The organism is Rhodococcus cercidiphylli (assembly GCF_033042225.1).
In the GTDB taxonomy this organism is placed as follows: Bacteria; Actinomycetota; Actinomycetes; order Mycobacteriales; family Mycobacteriaceae; genus Rhodococcoides.
This window is the reverse complement of record NZ_JAWLKE010000010.1, coordinates 110,442-126,522: the sequence shown is the minus strand read 5'-3', so window position 1 is coordinate 126,522 and position 16,081 is coordinate 110,442. Positions and strand designations below refer to the sequence as shown.

General features: G+C 65.8%; 13 protein-coding genes. 7 read left to right on the top strand and 6 right to left on the bottom strand.

The window, feature by feature from the left end:
- Positions 1 to 2 precede the first annotated feature (2 nt).
- The 3 genes from R3P95_RS22965 to R3P95_RS22955 form a co-directional block, all read right to left on the bottom strand.
- The gene (locus R3P95_RS22965; RefSeq protein WP_317549615.1) at positions 3 to 1,283 is read right to left on the bottom strand and encodes a DUF6986 family protein; all 1,281 of its coding nucleotides are present in this window, start codon (positions 1,281 to 1,283) and stop codon (positions 3 to 5) included.
- Between the two features lie 5 nt (positions 1,284 to 1,288).
- Positions 1,289 to 1,705: a PaaI family thioesterase gene (locus R3P95_RS22960; protein ID WP_255183164.1), complete on the bottom strand. Its 417-nt coding sequence runs from the start codon at positions 1,703 to 1,705 to the stop codon at positions 1,289 to 1,291.
- Between the two features lie 267 nt (positions 1,706 to 1,972).
- The gene (locus R3P95_RS22955; protein WP_394855460.1) at positions 1,973 to 2,734 is read right to left on the bottom strand and encodes a hypothetical protein; all 762 of its coding nucleotides are present in this window, start codon (positions 2,732 to 2,734) and stop codon (positions 1,973 to 1,975) included.
- 181 nt (positions 2,735 to 2,915) lie between these two features.
- Between R3P95_RS22955 and R3P95_RS22950 the strand changes: the two genes are divergently transcribed.
- The 3 genes from R3P95_RS22950 (at position 2,916) to R3P95_RS22940 (ending at position 6,354) form a co-directional block, all read left to right on the top strand.
- Positions 2,916 to 4,391 carry a FecCD family ABC transporter permease gene (locus tag R3P95_RS22950; RefSeq protein WP_317549614.1) on the top strand — a complete coding sequence of 492 codons (1,476 nt, stop codon included), beginning with the start codon at positions 2,916 to 2,918 and terminating at the stop codon, positions 4,389 to 4,391.
- A gap of 83 nt (positions 4,392 to 4,474) precedes the next feature.
- Entirely contained in the window at positions 4,475 to 5,488 is a 1,014-nt protein-coding gene (locus R3P95_RS22945; protein WP_231893713.1) for a FecCD family ABC transporter permease, read from the top strand.
- Positions 5,485 to 6,354 (top strand): ABC transporter ATP-binding protein, encoded by an 870-nt coding sequence (locus R3P95_RS22940; protein ID WP_269594070.1) that lies wholly within the window; start codon positions 5,485 to 5,487, stop codon positions 6,352 to 6,354. Before R3P95_RS22945 ends, R3P95_RS22940 begins: the two co-directional genes overlap by 4 nt.
- Before the next feature lie 9 nt (positions 6,355 to 6,363).
- On the opposite strand, the gene R3P95_RS22935 is transcribed toward R3P95_RS22940, so the two are convergent.
- Together R3P95_RS22935 and R3P95_RS22930 are read right to left on the bottom strand one after the other, a co-directional pair.
- Positions 6,364 to 8,931, bottom strand: a complete 2,568-nt coding sequence (locus R3P95_RS22935; RefSeq protein ID WP_394855461.1) for a bifunctional lysylphosphatidylglycerol flippase/synthetase MprF — start codon at positions 8,929 to 8,931, stop codon at positions 6,364 to 6,366.
- Between the two features lie 68 nt (positions 8,932 to 8,999).
- Positions 9,000 to 10,301 (bottom strand): alpha/beta hydrolase, encoded by a 1,302-nt coding sequence (locus tag R3P95_RS22930; RefSeq protein ID WP_317549629.1) that lies wholly within the window; start codon positions 10,299 to 10,301, stop codon positions 9,000 to 9,002.
- 200 nt (positions 10,302 to 10,501) lie between these two features.
- On the opposite strand from R3P95_RS22930, the gene R3P95_RS22925 reads away from it, so the two are divergent.
- The 4 genes from R3P95_RS22925 (at position 10,502) to gndA (ending at position 15,539) form a co-directional block, all read left to right on the top strand.
- Complete coding sequence (locus R3P95_RS22925) at positions 10,502 to 10,918, top strand: BlaI/MecI/CopY family transcriptional regulator (RefSeq protein ID WP_094641733.1); 417 nt, start codon at positions 10,502 to 10,504, stop codon at positions 10,916 to 10,918.
- Positions 10,919 to 10,941: 23 nt separating this feature from the next.
- On the top strand, positions 10,942 to 11,898 hold the full coding sequence (locus tag R3P95_RS22920; RefSeq protein ID WP_094641731.1) for a M56 family metallopeptidase: 957 nt from the start codon (positions 10,942 to 10,944) through the stop codon (positions 11,896 to 11,898).
- A gap of 277 nt (positions 11,899 to 12,175) precedes the next feature.
- Positions 12,176 to 13,921, top strand: coding sequence for a DEAD/DEAH box helicase (locus R3P95_RS22915; protein WP_394855459.1), 1,746 nt, complete (start codon positions 12,176 to 12,178; stop codon positions 13,919 to 13,921).
- A gap of 166 nt (positions 13,922 to 14,087) precedes the next feature.
- Positions 14,088 to 15,539, top strand: coding sequence for an NADP-dependent phosphogluconate dehydrogenase (gene gndA / locus R3P95_RS22910; RefSeq protein WP_094615060.1), 1,452 nt, complete (start codon positions 14,088 to 14,090; stop codon positions 15,537 to 15,539).
- A 70-nt stretch (positions 15,540 to 15,609) separates the two neighbouring features.
- On the opposite strand, the gene R3P95_RS22905 is transcribed toward gndA, so the two are convergent.
- A complete protein-coding gene (locus R3P95_RS22905; RefSeq protein WP_262498327.1) occupies positions 15,610 to 16,071 on the bottom strand; it encodes a DUF4262 domain-containing protein in 462 nt (153 codons plus the stop codon).
- Positions 16,072 to 16,081: the final 10 nt, after the last annotated feature.

Below are 16,081 nucleotides of genomic sequence, written 5' to 3'. Positions count from 1 at the left end.
CCTCATCCGAGCGGCACGGTCACCGATCGATCGAGCAGTCCCCGCAGCACGTTTCGGTCGATGCCGGCAGCCACGTTCTGCAACTCGGCGATGCCGAACGCACCCGAATCCAGGCCACGCACCAGAACGCCTGCCAACGCCTGCGCTGTCGCCGGCTCGTCCATCACTTCACCACCCTGGCGATCGAGGTAGCTGCCCAGCCGAGCAGCAGCGACCGGCATGGCCTGACGGAAGAAGCCGAATGTCGCCGACCACCGCGTCACCAGGTGGCCGGGATGCATGTCCCAACCCTGATAAAAACCACGCTCGAGGGATCTGGTCACCAGCTCGAAATGTCGACGCGCGGACGCAGCCACCTGCGCGGAATCGCCCGTCGGCACCACCTGAGTCGAACCGTCGCACACCCATACCCCGGTTTGCGCCGCTGCCGCCAGCATGACGTTCTTCGCATGGTCCGCCACCGGATGGGCCAGTGACTGCTGTGCAGAGGTGATTCCGCAGGCGGCGCTGTAGTCGTAGGTCCCGTAGTGCAGGGCGGTGCAGCGGCCGTCCGCCCTGGTGATCGCCCTCGCGAGGGTCGCCGTTCCGTCGGCACCGATCACCGCCTGTGGGCTCTCGATCTGCAGCTCGAAGCGAAGGGCGCGCTCGGTCAGGCCGTGCGCACGTTCGAGTTCCTCGCACAGGGCGACCACGGCGGCTACCTGCTCGACGGCGCGGAGCTTGGGTACGGTGAACACGAAGCCGTCGGGCACTCCCCCGGCTCCGTCCAGGACCAGCTCCAGGGTTCGAATCCCACGCCGACGCTCATGTGCGGCAAGCCCTTTGGCACGGATCCCGAGCCACGTCGGTCCGGCCGGATCTTCGGCCAAAGTGGACAGTGCTGCCCCGACTGCGGTCGCGTGGCGGTCCTCGGCGGCGTCGGATCGCCATCCGTAACCGTCCTCGAAATCGAATCTGAGGTCCTGGATGGGCGCACTTCCGAGTCGGTCGCGTACGAGAGGTAAGGCGTTCTGGGTGTCGAGTCCGGCGAACGCCTCGGGGTGGGCGTCCAGGATTGCCAGAGCGGCAGCACCCCATTCGGCGGGCACAGCCGCCGACGCATCCGAGGCCGATACGTAGACGGTGTGAGAGGGCTGGCCACCGACTCGGTCACCCGGATAATGCTGCGCGAGTTCGTCGTCGATGGGACCGAACAGTGATTCGAGGCGATCGAAGGCGTCGGCAGTCAGTGAAGTTGCGCCCGGCCGGATGGAAGAGTCGGCGCTGTCGCTGTGTCCCGTCATGGGCATCACTGTCCCAGATGCGCCGTGTTTTCGATATTCGCCAGCCGGACCTTGCCCTGAGCAACCAGGCGTCCACTCTCGTCCGTCATGTCGACCTGCCAGAGCTGCTGGGTGCGGCCCCGATGAATCGGATGTCCGTGCGCGGCCAAGGTTCCCGATCGAGTCGCGCGCAGGAAGTCGGTGTTGTTGTTGGTTCCGACCACGTGCCCCCGGGAGCCGAACCAGGCCGATCCGCCGATACTCGCCACCGACTCGACCACCGAGCACAAAACCCCACCGTGCATGATTCCGGCCGGCTGATGGAGCTGCGGAGTGACGGTCCATTCCGCGCGCACCTCGTCGCCGGACACCTCGAGGTACCGCAGGCCCACGACCCCGTCGAATCCCCGTGCACACAATTCGGTGAGCTGTTCCGGCGTCATGGTGTCGAAGGAGGTCTCCCCCGTGGTGCCGTTCGAGTCCGTCATTGCTGTGCCTTCCGGTTGCGTCGAGAGGGTGGCCGACTCGGCAGTCGGCTCCCGTTCAGAGATACACGACGATGGACCCACAAAAATCGGTGGGCCTCTCGTTCGCGAAGAACGAGAGGCCCACCGTGGCAAGGACCGGGAGTCACTGCAGCCCTCAGGACTCCGGCGCGGTCCGTTGGTACGAAGTCAGCATAGGCAAACCTTAGTTCCGGCGCAAGGCCTTCATGATGCCCGCAGTCTCGCGCGGCCAGGAACGCCGACGCGTGACCGCACGGGTGCCCCGGCCGCGACCATGGCGTCGAGCAGCATCTGACCCCGGCGCGCACCTGCCGATGCGCTCGCCCCAGCCAGAATCGGTACATACGTCGAGGCCCCCAGGATGGCGTCGCCGACCAGAGCCCAGAAGACCCGGGCATCCAGCGGTGCGCGCTCGGCGATCGCGCGGAACACCGCGCCGAGCGACGTCGTGCATCGGTGTGCAGTCCAGACCAACAGAGCCTGTTCGCACGGAAGTGTGACGGTGCCGGGCTCACCCGCAGCGGGATCCTCGGGTAGCACGCGCAGGATCGGCGATGTCACTCCCGCCCAATCGATCCCGCCATCACTGTCCATGTGGATCCACAGATTCTCGATGCCCGGATCCCAAGCTCGTGCCTCCAACACCAGCAGCGCGGCCACGCGCCCGACGACGGCATGGATCAGAGCCGTAGCGACCTGCACTGCCGCAGCTTCGGGAACGTCGAGATCCTCGAGCGATCGCCGGTACATCTGCTCGACGCGACCGTCGTCGAGACCCACCGCCAACTGCCACCAACGGCGCTTGCCCTCGTTCGCCATCGCTGCCACCGCGTACATCCGCGGGTAATCGGAGTTGAGTGCACGCAGGGTCGCACACGAGTCGGCCAACAGCGCCGCCCCGCCGGATCGACTCGAGAATCGATGCACATCGGCCCAACCCGTATACGACGCTGCTGCAACTGACACCTGATCGCTCCTCAGTTTCCCGGCGGGTGCACGCGTCGCACCCCTACCCACTTAATGTAGGTTAGCCTAACCAGATCGTAAAGCGGTCAGGCACCGCTACCCTTACCTCACCTCACGCGCCGAGGAAGGGTTCCGTAACCTAAACCGTGTCCCTTCGAAACAGCGAGGAGTCACGAGCACTGTGACAACAGCTCCGCTACTCGGCCCCCACGGCGCACGCCGGTCTTCCGACGAGCCGTACGGGACCGAGGACGTGCCCACCGGGCCGCCGCCGCGTAGCTCTCGCCTCGCTGCAGCCGCGATCGACGCACTGATCGTGCTGATCCCCCTGTTCGTCGGCTGGTCGATCGTCGACGCGCTTCGTGACGACAACGGTGGCGGCCAAGCGGACCGATTCGTGTTCGGCACCATCGCGGTGTGCGTCACGGCGGCTCTGTTCGTCTGGAACCGCGGATACCGCGACGGCAACGAGGGCCAGAGCACCGGCAAGCGCTGGCTGGGGCTCACGCTGCGAGACACCTCGACCCATGGCCCCCTCGGCGCACGCCGGGCTCTGCGTCGTCAGTTCCGGATCGACACGTCGTCGTCGGAAGTGGTCCGCGACAAGACCGCGGCAGCAGACGGATTCGAGCCCATTCCCAAGGACGGCTCGGTCGCGGCGATCCGAAAGCGCAGGTTGCTCGGCCTGGCAGTCTTGGTCGTCGCGCTCGTGGCGGGCATCCTCGCCAGTATCGCCATCGGCGCGCGGCCACTGACGTTCGCCGAAATTGCCCATGCGCTGCTGAATTCGACGGGCACCGACACCGACATCATCGTGCGCACGTTGCGGATCCCACGCACGGTGCTCGCACTGGTCGTCGGCATCGCACTCGGCATCGCAGGCGCTCTCATCCAGGGGCACACCCGTAACCCGTTGGCAGACGCCAGCCTGCTCGGCCTCAATTCCGGGGCGGCGTTCTTCGTCGTCATGGCCATCTATCTGTTTCGGTTCACCTCGCCGAGTCAGTACCTGTGGTTCGCGTTCGCCGGTTCGGCGGTGGCGAGCATCGTCGTCTTCGGACTGTCGTCGATCGGGTCGGGCAGATCGAGTCCGGTCAATCTCGCCCTGGCCGGAGCCGGCGTCGCATTCTTTCTCTCGGCGATGACCAACGCCGTTGTGTTGCTCGATCAGACCAGCTTGGACGGCTACCGCTTCTGGGTGGTCGGATCCGTTGCCGGACGCGGCCTCGACGTACTGTGGCAGGTCCTGCCGTTCCTGGTGATCGGCGTCCTCATCGCACTGGCGAGCACCCCCGGCCTGAACGTCATGAGCCTCGGCGAGGACGTCGCACGATCCCTCGGGACCAACATCGCGATCACCCGAACCGTCGGCATCCTCGCCATCACGCTGCTCACCGGTGCAGCGACCGCAGCATGCGGGCCTATCGCGTTCGTCGGCCTCGTCGTCCCGCACATCGCCCGCGCGGTGACCGGACCCGACTACCGCTGGCTCGTCCCGTATGCAGGCCTCATGGGCGGAGTGATGCTCATGATCGCCGACGTCATCGGCCGAGTCGTGGTGCGCCCGGGCGAGCTTCAGGTGGGCATCGTTCTGGCACTGATCGGAGCGCCGTTCTTCATCGCTCTCGTCCGACGCCGGAAGTTGGTCGGCCTGTGACCGCCGACCTGCAGTCCCCCACACCGACGCCCGGCCACGGCGGCGTTCGCACCCGGCCTGCGTTCCGCCTCGGTCCGATCTCGATGGTCCGACGGCCACTGATGGTACTGACGACCGTCCTACTGGCTGCGGCGCTGGTGCTGGTCATGTGTGTGAACATCGGCCGAGGCGACTTCCCGCTGTCGATCGTGCAGGTCCTCGACGTGCTGCTCGGCGGCGGTTCGAGGATCGAACGATTCATCGTGATGGACCTGCGGCTGCCCCGATCACTGACCGGGCTCCTGGTCGGGGCCGCCCTCGGTATATCCGGCGCGATCACGCAGTCGATCTCCCGCAACGCCCTCGCCAGCCCCGACATACTGGGCATCACGGCCGGTTCCAGTGCCGCGGCCGTCGCGTTGATCGTGCTCGGCGGTGGCAGCAGCTTCAGCGGGCTGCTCGCCACCCTCGGCCTTCCTCTGGCGGCCTTGATCGGCGGCCTGCTCACCGCCATCGCGATCTATACCCTCGCCTGGCGCAAGGGCGTCGACGGATTCCGGCTCATTCTGGTCGGCATCGCCGTCAACGCCATGCTCACCGCGGTGATCGGCTGGCTGCTGATCAGCGCCGACATCAACGACGTCTCCCGCGCTCAGGTCTGGCTCAACGGGTCACTCAACGGAGCGGACTGGTCCGCGGTCTGGCCGGTCGCCATCGCGGTCGTCCTCGTCGGTGGCGGCACAGTCGTCGCGACGTTCACTCTGGGTGCCCTGCGACTCGGCGACGACAACGCACGATCGCTCGGGGTCCGTCTGCAACACAGTCAGGCCATGATGCTGCTCGCGGCCGTCGCACTCGCCGCGATCGCCACCGCCGCCGCGGGACCCATCGGATTCGTGGCGCTCGCCGCTCCCCAAATAGCGCTGAGGGTGCTGCGAACGCCCGGCCCGCCGATCATCGCGTCGGCACTTCTCGGTGGATTGCTGGTCGTGGCAAGCGATCTGATCGCGCGCACGATTCTGCCGGTGGAACTCCCGGTCGGCATCGTCACCTCGGCCCTCGGTGGACCGTTCCTGCTCTACCTACTCGTTCGCAGTAACCGAAAGGCCTCCGTATGACCACCAGCCACACCTCGCGTCTGATCGCGAACGATCTGAGCCTCGGGTACGGCGACCGCACCATCGTCGAACACCTCGATCTCGAGATTCACACCGGTGTCATCACCACGGTCATCGGACCCAACGGCTGCGGAAAGTCGACGCTGCTGCGTTCGCTCGGCCGCCTGCTCAAGCCCAAGGCCGGCAGCGTGATGCTCGACGGTCGGGCGATCTCGTCGATGAAGACCAAAGAGGTGGCCCGCACCCTCGGGATGCTGCCTCAGGCGCCCACTGCTCCCGAAGGACTGACCGTCGCAGATCTCGTGTCACGCGGTCGTCACCCCCACCAATCGTGGATCCGGCAGTGGAGCTCGGACGACGAGGCAGAGGTCGCGAACGCACTCGAACTGACCGGAATCAGCGACCTCGCCGACAGACCCGTCGACGAATTGTCAGGTGGCCAACGGCAACGCGCCTGGATCTCGATGGCACTGGCCCAGGGCACCGATATCCTGCTGCTCGACGAGCCGACCACCTATCTCGATCTGGCGCACTCCATCGAGGTCCTGGATCTCGTCGACCGCCTGCACGACGAACTCGGCCGCACCATCGTCATGGTCCTGCACGATCTGAACCTGGCAATCAGGTACAGCGACCGGTTGATCGTGATGAAGCAGGGCCGGATCGTCACCTCGGGCAGGCCACAGGACGTCATCTCCGAGCAGCTGCTGCTCGACGTGTTCGGCCTCGAAGCCGCCGTGATAGACGATCCGATGTCCGACCGTCCGCTCATCGTTCCGATCGGCACCCGCCACGTGTACGGGTCGGTCGGTGGACCCGTCCGGTCCGAGAGTCACGCCGCCGCAGGTGCTTCCACCGAGCGGTAGCGCGGGGTCTCACCGCTCGATCATCGTGCGTACCAGCTTGACGCCCTGGCCGATCGACACGTCGGGCAGATATGCCCGGCCGATCGCATTTCCGATGCTGGGCAGTGCGGCCGGATCCGCGAAGGTCATGTGCATCGGTTCGTAGCGAGGCTGGAACTTCGACTTGAACGCCAGTAGGGAACGGAATCCGTAGACGGGTTCGAGGGTGCGTCCGAGGACGTCGAGCAATCGCTCGAGCAGCCCAGACAGCGTGGACTGCTCGGCACTGGAGACGTGTTCGGGTTGCTTCTCGTCGACCTTGGCCAGGGGTGCGCCCGAGAGGCTGAGGAATCGGGCACCTTCCTGTTCGAGCAGCAGGGCCGCCGATGCGATGAGGAATTCCATCGTGGGCCGAAAGCCCTCGGACCGGCGTCTCATGAAGTCGAGCGTCCATCCGACGATGACGCCGTCCTCGTACACCGGCATCCACGAGGTCACGCCGTGCACGGTCCGGTTCTCGTCGACGGCGATCAGGCACCGCACGTTCTCGTCGTCGACCTCCTCGAGACCGCCGAGGGTGAAGCCCATCTCGGGCATACCCTTGTCCGCGACCCATTCCTCCGAGATCGCAGTGATCTGGTCCGTGATCGCCAGCGGGGCAGAAGGAAAGCGGATCCACTCGGCGACGACGCCGGCTTTCTTCGCTCTGTTCAGCGCAGTCCGCACGTCCTGGAATCGCTTGCCGGTGAACGCAATGCCGTCGAGGTCCAGAACCGTTTCCTCACCGACCTGGATTCCTCCCCAACCGAGGGAGTCGGTGATGCGGCGGACGTCGGGAGTGACGGAGTAGAAGCACGGGATCCACCCGTTCTCGGACGCGAACTCGGCGAACTCGACGACGTTGTCCCGCAGGGACTCCCGCGGACCGACGGGATCCCCGGTGGTCAGTGCCACGCCGGAGATGACCCGGTAGGCGACGTAGCTGCGACCGTCGGAACCGAACCAGTACTTGTTGCCGCGCCAGGTCGTCATCCACGACAGAGCGGATCCGCTGCTCGACATCAGCAATCCGCGCGCCCGTTCGGCGGCGTCGGTCTCGGTGCCGTACACCGGGGTGAGGAAAGTACTCGCAGCGAGCACGCAGACCACCACCCAGAACACCACCCCGGTCCACTCGAAGAGCAGGGTCGTCGGCGTGCTCTGCGGGAGCAGGGCAGGTTCGAGCCATTGCAGGTAGACCGGGGGAACCAATCGTTGCGGGAAGTCCACCAGCAGTCCGCCGAAGGACGGCGAATCGGCGAAGCCACCGCGGGCCAGATACCCACCGAGCGAGTAGATCAGGGCGAGTCCTGCCGCCACCCCGACCACCGAGGCCGCCCATCGACGGTAGGTACCCGAAGGCGCCGACACGTCGAAGAACTTGCGCGTGACGATCAGAACGAGCAACACGATCAGGGGCAGCAGGAACGGCACCGCAGTGCGGTACGCCGTCGGCGATTCCAAGCCGTAGAACAGGGACTGGTCGTCACCGGACTCGAGGAATCGAATCGCGAAGTTGGCCACCGACAGTGCGAGCAGAATTCCCTGCGAGACCACCGCCATGGCCCACGCGAAACGCCTGCCTCGACGCAGGCCGTCACTGACCACCAGCAGGAACAACGACGGCATGATGCTCAGGATCGTCGGACCGACCCCCCCGAGTCTGAGATCGAGCAGACCACGACGGCATTCGACCGGGTCGGTGGTCGCGTCGGCGCAGATTTCGCGCACCTCCGCCGCCGTGTACGGAACCCCCCGCACCACATCACGAAGTACCGCGAACGGCCCGACAGCGTTGGGGCTCAGGGCCGCCAGTACCGGGCCGAGGGCGCTCGCAGCGACGATCAGCGCAACCAGCACCCGGCCTTCGCGTCGGGTACCCGCCAATCGAGGGCCACGTGCCGATCGACCGACGATCCACGGGCCCACGACCAGGCCGATCACCGCCGCGGCGAGCCGAACGACGTCCTGCAGGTGTCCGCCGAACAATGCCAACGTCACCAGCAAGGCCAGCACGCCGACGCGGATTCGCCTGCGCCACAACGTATCCATTCGCGAGGTCGCGACCAGGACCACACCGAAGATCCAGGTCGTCGGGCCCACAGCTGTTCCGACGTGCAACCGGAATCCCCAGTCCGCGTCGAAGGTCTTGGCCAGAACCGCGAGACCGAGGCCGAACAACGAACCGGCCACCTGCGTCACGAACGCCGCGACGGCGAAGCGACGGGATCCGATACGGCGCTCGATCGGTGCGGCGGCCAGCAGCACCCCGACCGTGGCCACCACACAACCGGCGATGTTGGGTGCCGCCAGACCCGAGGTGAGCGGGGTCCACAGGTGCCAGTGCTCGAACGGCATGATGCCCACGGCGAAGTACTTGTCCATCTCGCCGCGGTTGTCCACGACCGCGGCGACGATGCCCATCACCCAGACGACGGCGAGCAAAGTGAAACTGACCGGTGCTCCCACGGCACCGAACACGATGAGCGCCCACACCCGCCGAAGCTGGCGCATCACTGCAGACGCACCGGACCTCAGGGATTCGGTGCGCGCGGACATCCACGACGGTTCGGCGGGTGTCGATACTTCGGAGTCCGCCGCGGACGGTCGTTCCGGATCGGTCACGTTCACGAAATCAACCCTGTTCTCGTTGCCAACCATGGCAGCTCGCGCCGGAGGCCTTCCGACCACACCGCGAAGCTGTGTCCGCCCGGTACTTCCACGTACTGCACATCCATTCCGGCGGCCTTCGCCACGTCGTACATCTCCTGTTGGCCCGGTTTGTAGTCGTTGTCGTCGGACCCCACGACGAAAATACCGGCGGAGTCGGGGTACTGACGTGATTTCAGCAGGTCGAGTGGGTTGATGGCGGTGAACGCCGCGGAGTTTCCTCCGAAGGCCTGCTGCACCGTGCGGTCTCGATCGCCGAGAGTCGGCTCGCGCTGGCCGGAGAGGTCGAGGAACGTGGGATAGACATCGGGGTGATTGGTCGCCATCTGAATCGAGCACGTACCGCCGTAGGACAATCCGCCGATCGCCCAGTGTGCGCGATTGCGGTCCACCTGCAGCGCCGAGTCGATCCAGTCGGGAACGTCGCGGGAGAGATACGTGTCCACGTTGCCCAGCGGCGAGTCGACACAGAGCGGATTCGCCATCGACGACCCGGTTCCGTCCGCGACGACGACAACCGGCGCGAGACCGGCATGATCGCGAGCGAAATCGTCCATCGTCTCGGCGAGTTTTCCGCCGTTGAGCCAGTCCTCGGGTGCTCCCGGCTGGCCGGCGAGCAGCACGAGAACCGGAAGGAGCGGGCGAGGATCGGCGAAGTAGGCGGGCGGCAGGTAGATCTCCGCATCTCGTGCGGTGAAGTTCGACGCGGTGGCCGGAATGGATGCCGAGGTGATCTTTCCGGCGGTTGCCAGATCTGCCGGTGCTGTCCACACCGAGTCCAGAGGTGTTCCCGTAACGGTCTGTTCCACCGCAGCGGGCACATCCGAGAACTGAATGCGCGCCGCCGACTCGGCGCCGAGAGCATTGCCCACGGTGGGATACGCGTCGAACTCGAGATTGACGTGCAGGGCCGACGCCGCCACCACGAACACCATCGCCAGCACCGACGCCAGCGTGCCCAGCACCCCTCGGGCGGTCACCGCCCTGGGAATCACCGCGAACAGCGCAGCGAGGCCCACTCCGATCCACACGTAGATCGAGGTCTCTATCGGATCCGGGAACGGTCGCCACACCTTCTCGACCACCACGTAGCCGATCGCCGTGACGACGATCGCTGCCGTGACGACGATCGGCACTGCACGTGTGGCGTATCGCCGCGACCTCGAGACGAGCAGCCACAGACCACCGAGGGCACCGAGGACGGACACGATCACCGGTACCGGACCATCGATCAACGACAGGGAATCGAACCACTCCACGCTTTCGTCTCCGCTCACTTCTCGAAAGTCGGGCCGAAAGGCGGCACGATCACAGCACAGATTATTCGCCCCGGGAGTCCTGCGGTCGAGACCCGCCGATTCGTCGCGACTGCGACTATGACCGATCCCACATCAGTTGAACGGTCGGTACTACCACGAGTAGTACGCATCCACGTCGGAGTAGCCGTAGACTCGGACGAATGGCTGGTCTTGGTGAACTAGAGCGCGCAGTGATGGACCATCTGTGGGAGTCGTCCGATCCCCAGACCGTTCGACAGGTCCACGAGGCACTTGCGACGCATCGCGAACTCGCGTACACGACGGTGATGACGGTGCTGCAGCGGCTGGCCAAGAAGAAGTTGGTCGTCCAGCAACGCGACGACAGAGCGCACCGCTACGCACCGTTGCACGGTCGCGACGAGCTGGTCGCAAGCCTTATGGTCGATGCGCTGTCGCAGGCACCGGCGTCGGGTGGACGCGCAGCGGCACTCGTGCACTTCGTCGGTCAGGTGGGGGCCGACGAAGCCGACGCCCTCCGTGAGGCGCTTGCCGCGTTGGAAGTGGCACAATCGACATCGAAGTCCCCTTCGGCTGGAGATCGCCGTCCGACGGACTGACGCTCGCGGCAGTAGGTGAGGACATGAACTCGACGACTGCGCTGGTATTCGCAGTACTCGCGCTGATCCTGGCTGGGCCGGTTCCGGCAGTGCTCGCTCGCGCGAGCTGGCCGTACCGGTCACCGCGCGCCGCTTTGGTTCTCTGGCAGGCAATTGCTCTCGCTGCGGTGCTCTCGGCTTTCAGCTCCGGCCTCGCGATCGGCGGACTGCTGCTCGTCCCCGGACCTGACGGTCGTCCCACGACGGCACCGACCGACGAGATCGACGCGCTCGGTCTGCCCCTGTGGACTCTCTACGTCGTCGTCCTCGCCATCACGCTCGGCATCGGTGCCAAGCTCATGTTCTCCGTCGTTCGGGTAGCGGTCAGGACCCGTCGCCGACGTTCCAGGCATCGCGTGCTCGTCGATCTGCTGGATCGAACCGACTTGGGAGAGAACCCTTTTCGCGGCCTTCGCGACGCAGACATCCGGGTACTCGACGCGGCCGAACCGATCGCGTACTGCCTACCCGGTCTGCGTCAGCGGGTGGTCCTGAGTCGGGGAACGTTGGCCAGCCTGTCCGAGGCCGAGGTCACTGCGATCCTCAGCCACGAGCGGTCACATCTACGCGCCCGCCACGATCTGGTTCTCGAAGCGTTCACCGCCGTCAACGAAGCCTTCCCGCGGATCGTCCGTAGCAAGTCGGCGCTCGGCAGCGTGCAGCTGCTGGTCGAGCTGCTCGCAGACGACTCGGCGGTCAAGGTCACCGGACCCACTCCGTTGGCCAGGGCACTGGTCACGTGCGCCGGGTCCACCGCACCGCGTGGCGCGATGGCCGCCGGAGGGCCGCACACCCTCATCCGTGTGCAGCGCTTGAGCGGCCCGGGCAGCGATGTGCGCATCGCCGCGGCGGCCTACGCGGCGGCCGTGGTGATCCTGGTTCTTCCGACGATCTACGTTGCCATGCCGTGGCTGGAGGAGCTGAGCAAGCTCATCGGGTGAGCTCGCACGCGATCGGGGTCGCACAGGTCACATCGACTCGAGTCGAACAATTGGCGGTACGTCCCGTACAGTAGAGACCGGTCGCCATCGCGACTTAGCAATCGAAATGGCACAAACAGCCCCACTTTATGCAGTTCTCATCTGCATTCTGATGGCCAGGTGACAGTGCCCTGGCTCGTATCAATGTGTTCTGGCTGTTTTTCGTGTTTCCCGGTTCTTCGGGTGCTCTCAGCTTCGGGCTTATTGGCGTGCCCGTAATCCGGAGAGGCTTTACTGCGTGACCCACGCTGTTTCCAACACACCCGTTTCCACCATTTCCGACACCACGGCAGTCCCGACGCCCGTAGCGGCACCGGCCTTCACCTTCGCCGATCTCGGACTGCCCGAGGCTGTCGTCGCCGCATTGGCGCGCAACTCGATCACCGTGCCCTCCCCCATCCAGGAGAAGGCGCTTCCCGACGCGATCGCCGGTAAGAACGTCCTCGGTCGCGCGCAGACCGGCTCGGGTAAGACCCTGGCCTTCGGCCTGCCGATCCTGCAGCGCCTGTCGCTGCACACCGATCGCCCGGCCGCCAAGCGCCCGCGTTCGCTCGTGCTGGTCCCCACCCGCGAGCTCGCCTTCCAGGTCGTCGAGTCCCTCGCTCCCTACGCCAATGCTCAGGGCCTGCGAGTCATGCCCGCCGTCGGCGGTACCCCGTTCAACAAGCAGGTCGAGCAGCTCCGACGCGGAGTCGACGTCCTCGTCGCCACTCCCGGCCGCCTCGCCGATCACCTCCGCCAGGGCACCTGCATCCTGGACTCCATCGAGATCACCGCGCTCGACGAGGCCGATCAGATGGCCGACATGGGCTTCCTGCCCGAGGTGCGTGCAGTCCTCGCCGACACCCCGGCAGACGGACAGCGCATGCTGTTCTCTGCCACCCTCGACCGTGAGGTTCAGTCACTGGTTCGCCAGTTCCTGCCCGATCACGTCGAGCACTCCACCCAGGACGGCAAAGCCAGTGTCCGGACCATGGATCACTACGTCCTCATGGTCGACCGGGGTCAGAAGGATCTCGTTCTCTCCGAGATCGGCGCTCGCGAAGGCGGTCGCACCATCATGTTCGCGCGTACCAAGCTGGGCTGCGACGGGATCACCGATCGCCTCCGTGCGCTCGGTATCGCCGCGGAGTCGCTGCACGGCGGCAAGGCTCAGAACCAGCGCACCCGCGTTCTCGAGCGCTTCAAGAACGGCCGCACCCCCGTCCTCGTCGCTACCGACGTTGCTGCTCGCGGAATCCACGTCGACGGTATCGACCTGGTCGTCCACGTCGATCCGCCCGCAGACCACAAGGACTACCTGCACCGCGCAGGACGCACGGCACGCGCAGGCGAGAAGGGCACCGTCGTCGCGATCGTGCTCCCCAACCAGCGTCGTCAGGTTCTGCGTCTGACCGGTATGGCCGGCGTCAAGGCCACTGCCGTCAACGTCTCGCCCGGTTCGGCCGAGCTGAACAGCATCACCGGGGCGAAGAAGCCGACCGGTGAGCCTCTGCGCGCCGAGTCCGCTCCTCGTGACCGGAACAGCCGTCCCGGCTACCAGGGCTCCAACCCCCGCAGCAGCGGCGGATACCAGGGCTCCAACCCCCGCAGCGGCGGCGGATACCAGGGCTCCAACCCCCGCAGTGGCGGCGGATACCAGGGCTCGAACCCCCGCAGCAGCGAGGGCTACCAGGGTGACCGTCCCCGCACCGGCTACCAGGGTTCGAACCCGCGCAGCAGCGAGGGCTACCAGGGGTCCAACCCGCGCAGCAGCGGCGGATACCAGGGCTCCAACCCCCGCAGCAACGAGGGCTACCAGGGCGACCGCCCGCGTCGCTCCGAGGGTCGCGGCTACGAGGGTCGTGGATCCGACAACCGTGGCTCCGACAACCGTCGTCCCGCGTCCGGCCCCCGCCAGGACGAGCACCGCTCCGGAGGCTTCCGCAGCCGCACGGAACGCCGTTCGTACGACGGTTTCGACGGTCCGGCTCGCAGCCACTGATCGGTTCGTAACCGTGCGGTCGTAACTCGACCGGAGCATATTTCGACGACATGAGGTGTCGCATTCTTCGCGAATGCGGCACCTTTTGTCGTTGTCTACGGCCAGGTTTGAGTTCTCCCGGGGGGGTTGGCTCGCGCGACGCCGCTCGGCAGGGAAAGCTGTCTGTATGACCTCAGCAGCAGAACCGACAGAACTGGCTCAGATCGGAGTCACCGGACTCGCCGTCATGGGCTCCAACATCGCCCGCAACTTCGCCCATCACGGCCACACCGTCGCATTGCACAACCGCAGTGTCGCCAAGACCGATGCCCTGATCGCCGAGCACGGCACCGAGGGCAACTTCGTTCGCACCGAAACCATCGAGGAGTTCGTCGCCGCTCTCGCGAAGCCGCGCCGAGTGCTCATCATGGTCAAGGCAGGCGACCCGACCGACGCTGTGATCGAGGAGCTCGCAGGCGCGATGGAGGAGGGCGACATCATCATCGACGGTGGTAATGCCCTCTACACCGACACCATTCGTCGCGAGGCGGCCATGAAGGAGCGCGGACTGCTCTTCGTCGGTGCCGGCATCTCCGGCGGCGAAGAAGGCGCGCTCAACGGACCGTCGATCATGCCGGGTGGTCCGGCCGAGTCCTACAAGGCCCTGGGTCCGCTACTGGAATCGATCGCAGCTCAGGTCGACGGCACGCCGTGCTGCACCCACATCGGACCCGACGGCTCCGGACACTTCGTCAAGATGGTCCACAACGGCATCGAATACGCCGATATGCAGCTCATCGGTGAGGCGTACAACCTGTTCCGCGACGCTCTCGGCTACACGCCTGCTCAGGTAGCGGACGTGTTCACCGAATGGAACAACGGTGATCTGGAGAGCTACCTCGTCGAGATCACCGCCGAGGTTCTTCGACAGGTCGACGCCAAGACCGGTCAGCCTCTCGTCGACGTGATCGTCGATGCTGCCGAACAGAAGGGCACCGGTCGCTGGACGGTCAAGGCGGCCCTGGACCTCGGGGTTCCTGTCACCGGTATCGCCGAGGCGGTGTTCGCTCGGGCTCTGTCGGGGTCACGCGCTCAGCGCAAGGCAGCCGTCGGACTCGCCTCGGGAACACTGGCCGACAAGCCGACCGACGCGGAGCAGTTCACACACGACATCAGTCGGGCTCTGTACGCGTCGAAGATCGTCGCCTACGCACAGGGCTTCGACCAGATCGCCGCGGGCAGTGCCGAATACGACTGGAATCTGCATCCCGGTGACCTCGCCACGATCTGGCGCGGTGGCTGCATCATTCGCGCGCGGTTCCTCGACCGCATCAAGGACGCGTACGACGACAACGCCGAACTGCCGAGCTTGATCCTGGCCCCGTACTTCCGTGATGCCATCGAGAACGCCATCGACAGCTGGCGTCGGGTCGTCATCACAGCGGCCTCGTTGGGTATTCCGGTCCCCGCGTTCGCGTCCTCGCTCTCCTACTACGACGCGTTGCGGGCAGAGCGTCTACCTGCCGCTCTGACACAGGGACAGCGAGATTTCTTCGGGGCGCACACCTACGAGCGAACCGACTCGGAAGGAAAGTTCCACACTCTGTGGAGCGGCGATCGTTCCGAGATCGAAGCCTGACCGACGACCGCCCGCCGGTGGCGCTGCGTGCATCACGCAGCGCCACCGGTGGTACGTACCGAGAACAAGGTCAGACGGGCACCGGCCCGAGTATCGGTTGGACCACCGTCGACGGGATGCCCTCCCACGGCAGTGCACCTTCCAGGTCCTTCCACACCGCCTGCACCGCACTGAAGCACCCTTGGCCGTACACGTCGGATGCGGTGTACAGAATATCCGCACAGTCCGGTACGTCGATGGTGAACAGATCGAATCCGGCTGCAGTGCAACCGATTCCGGACTCGAGCTCCAGCATTCCCGAGACCACCGATGCGCCGAGCGAATTGAGAATCCTCGAGGACTCGTGCGGCCCGCGCCCCGTAAGGACGATCTCCGGGCTGCCGAAATTCGTGAGACCGACCGTGTAGCAGAACGCCGGATGGATACCGTCGGGATCGACTTCCGATTCGACGTACTGCAGGGCCCAGCCACACCTGTCGATGGTGCGTATCACGCCCTCGATGTACTCGTCGACGCTGTGGCCCTGACACATCTTGCACATA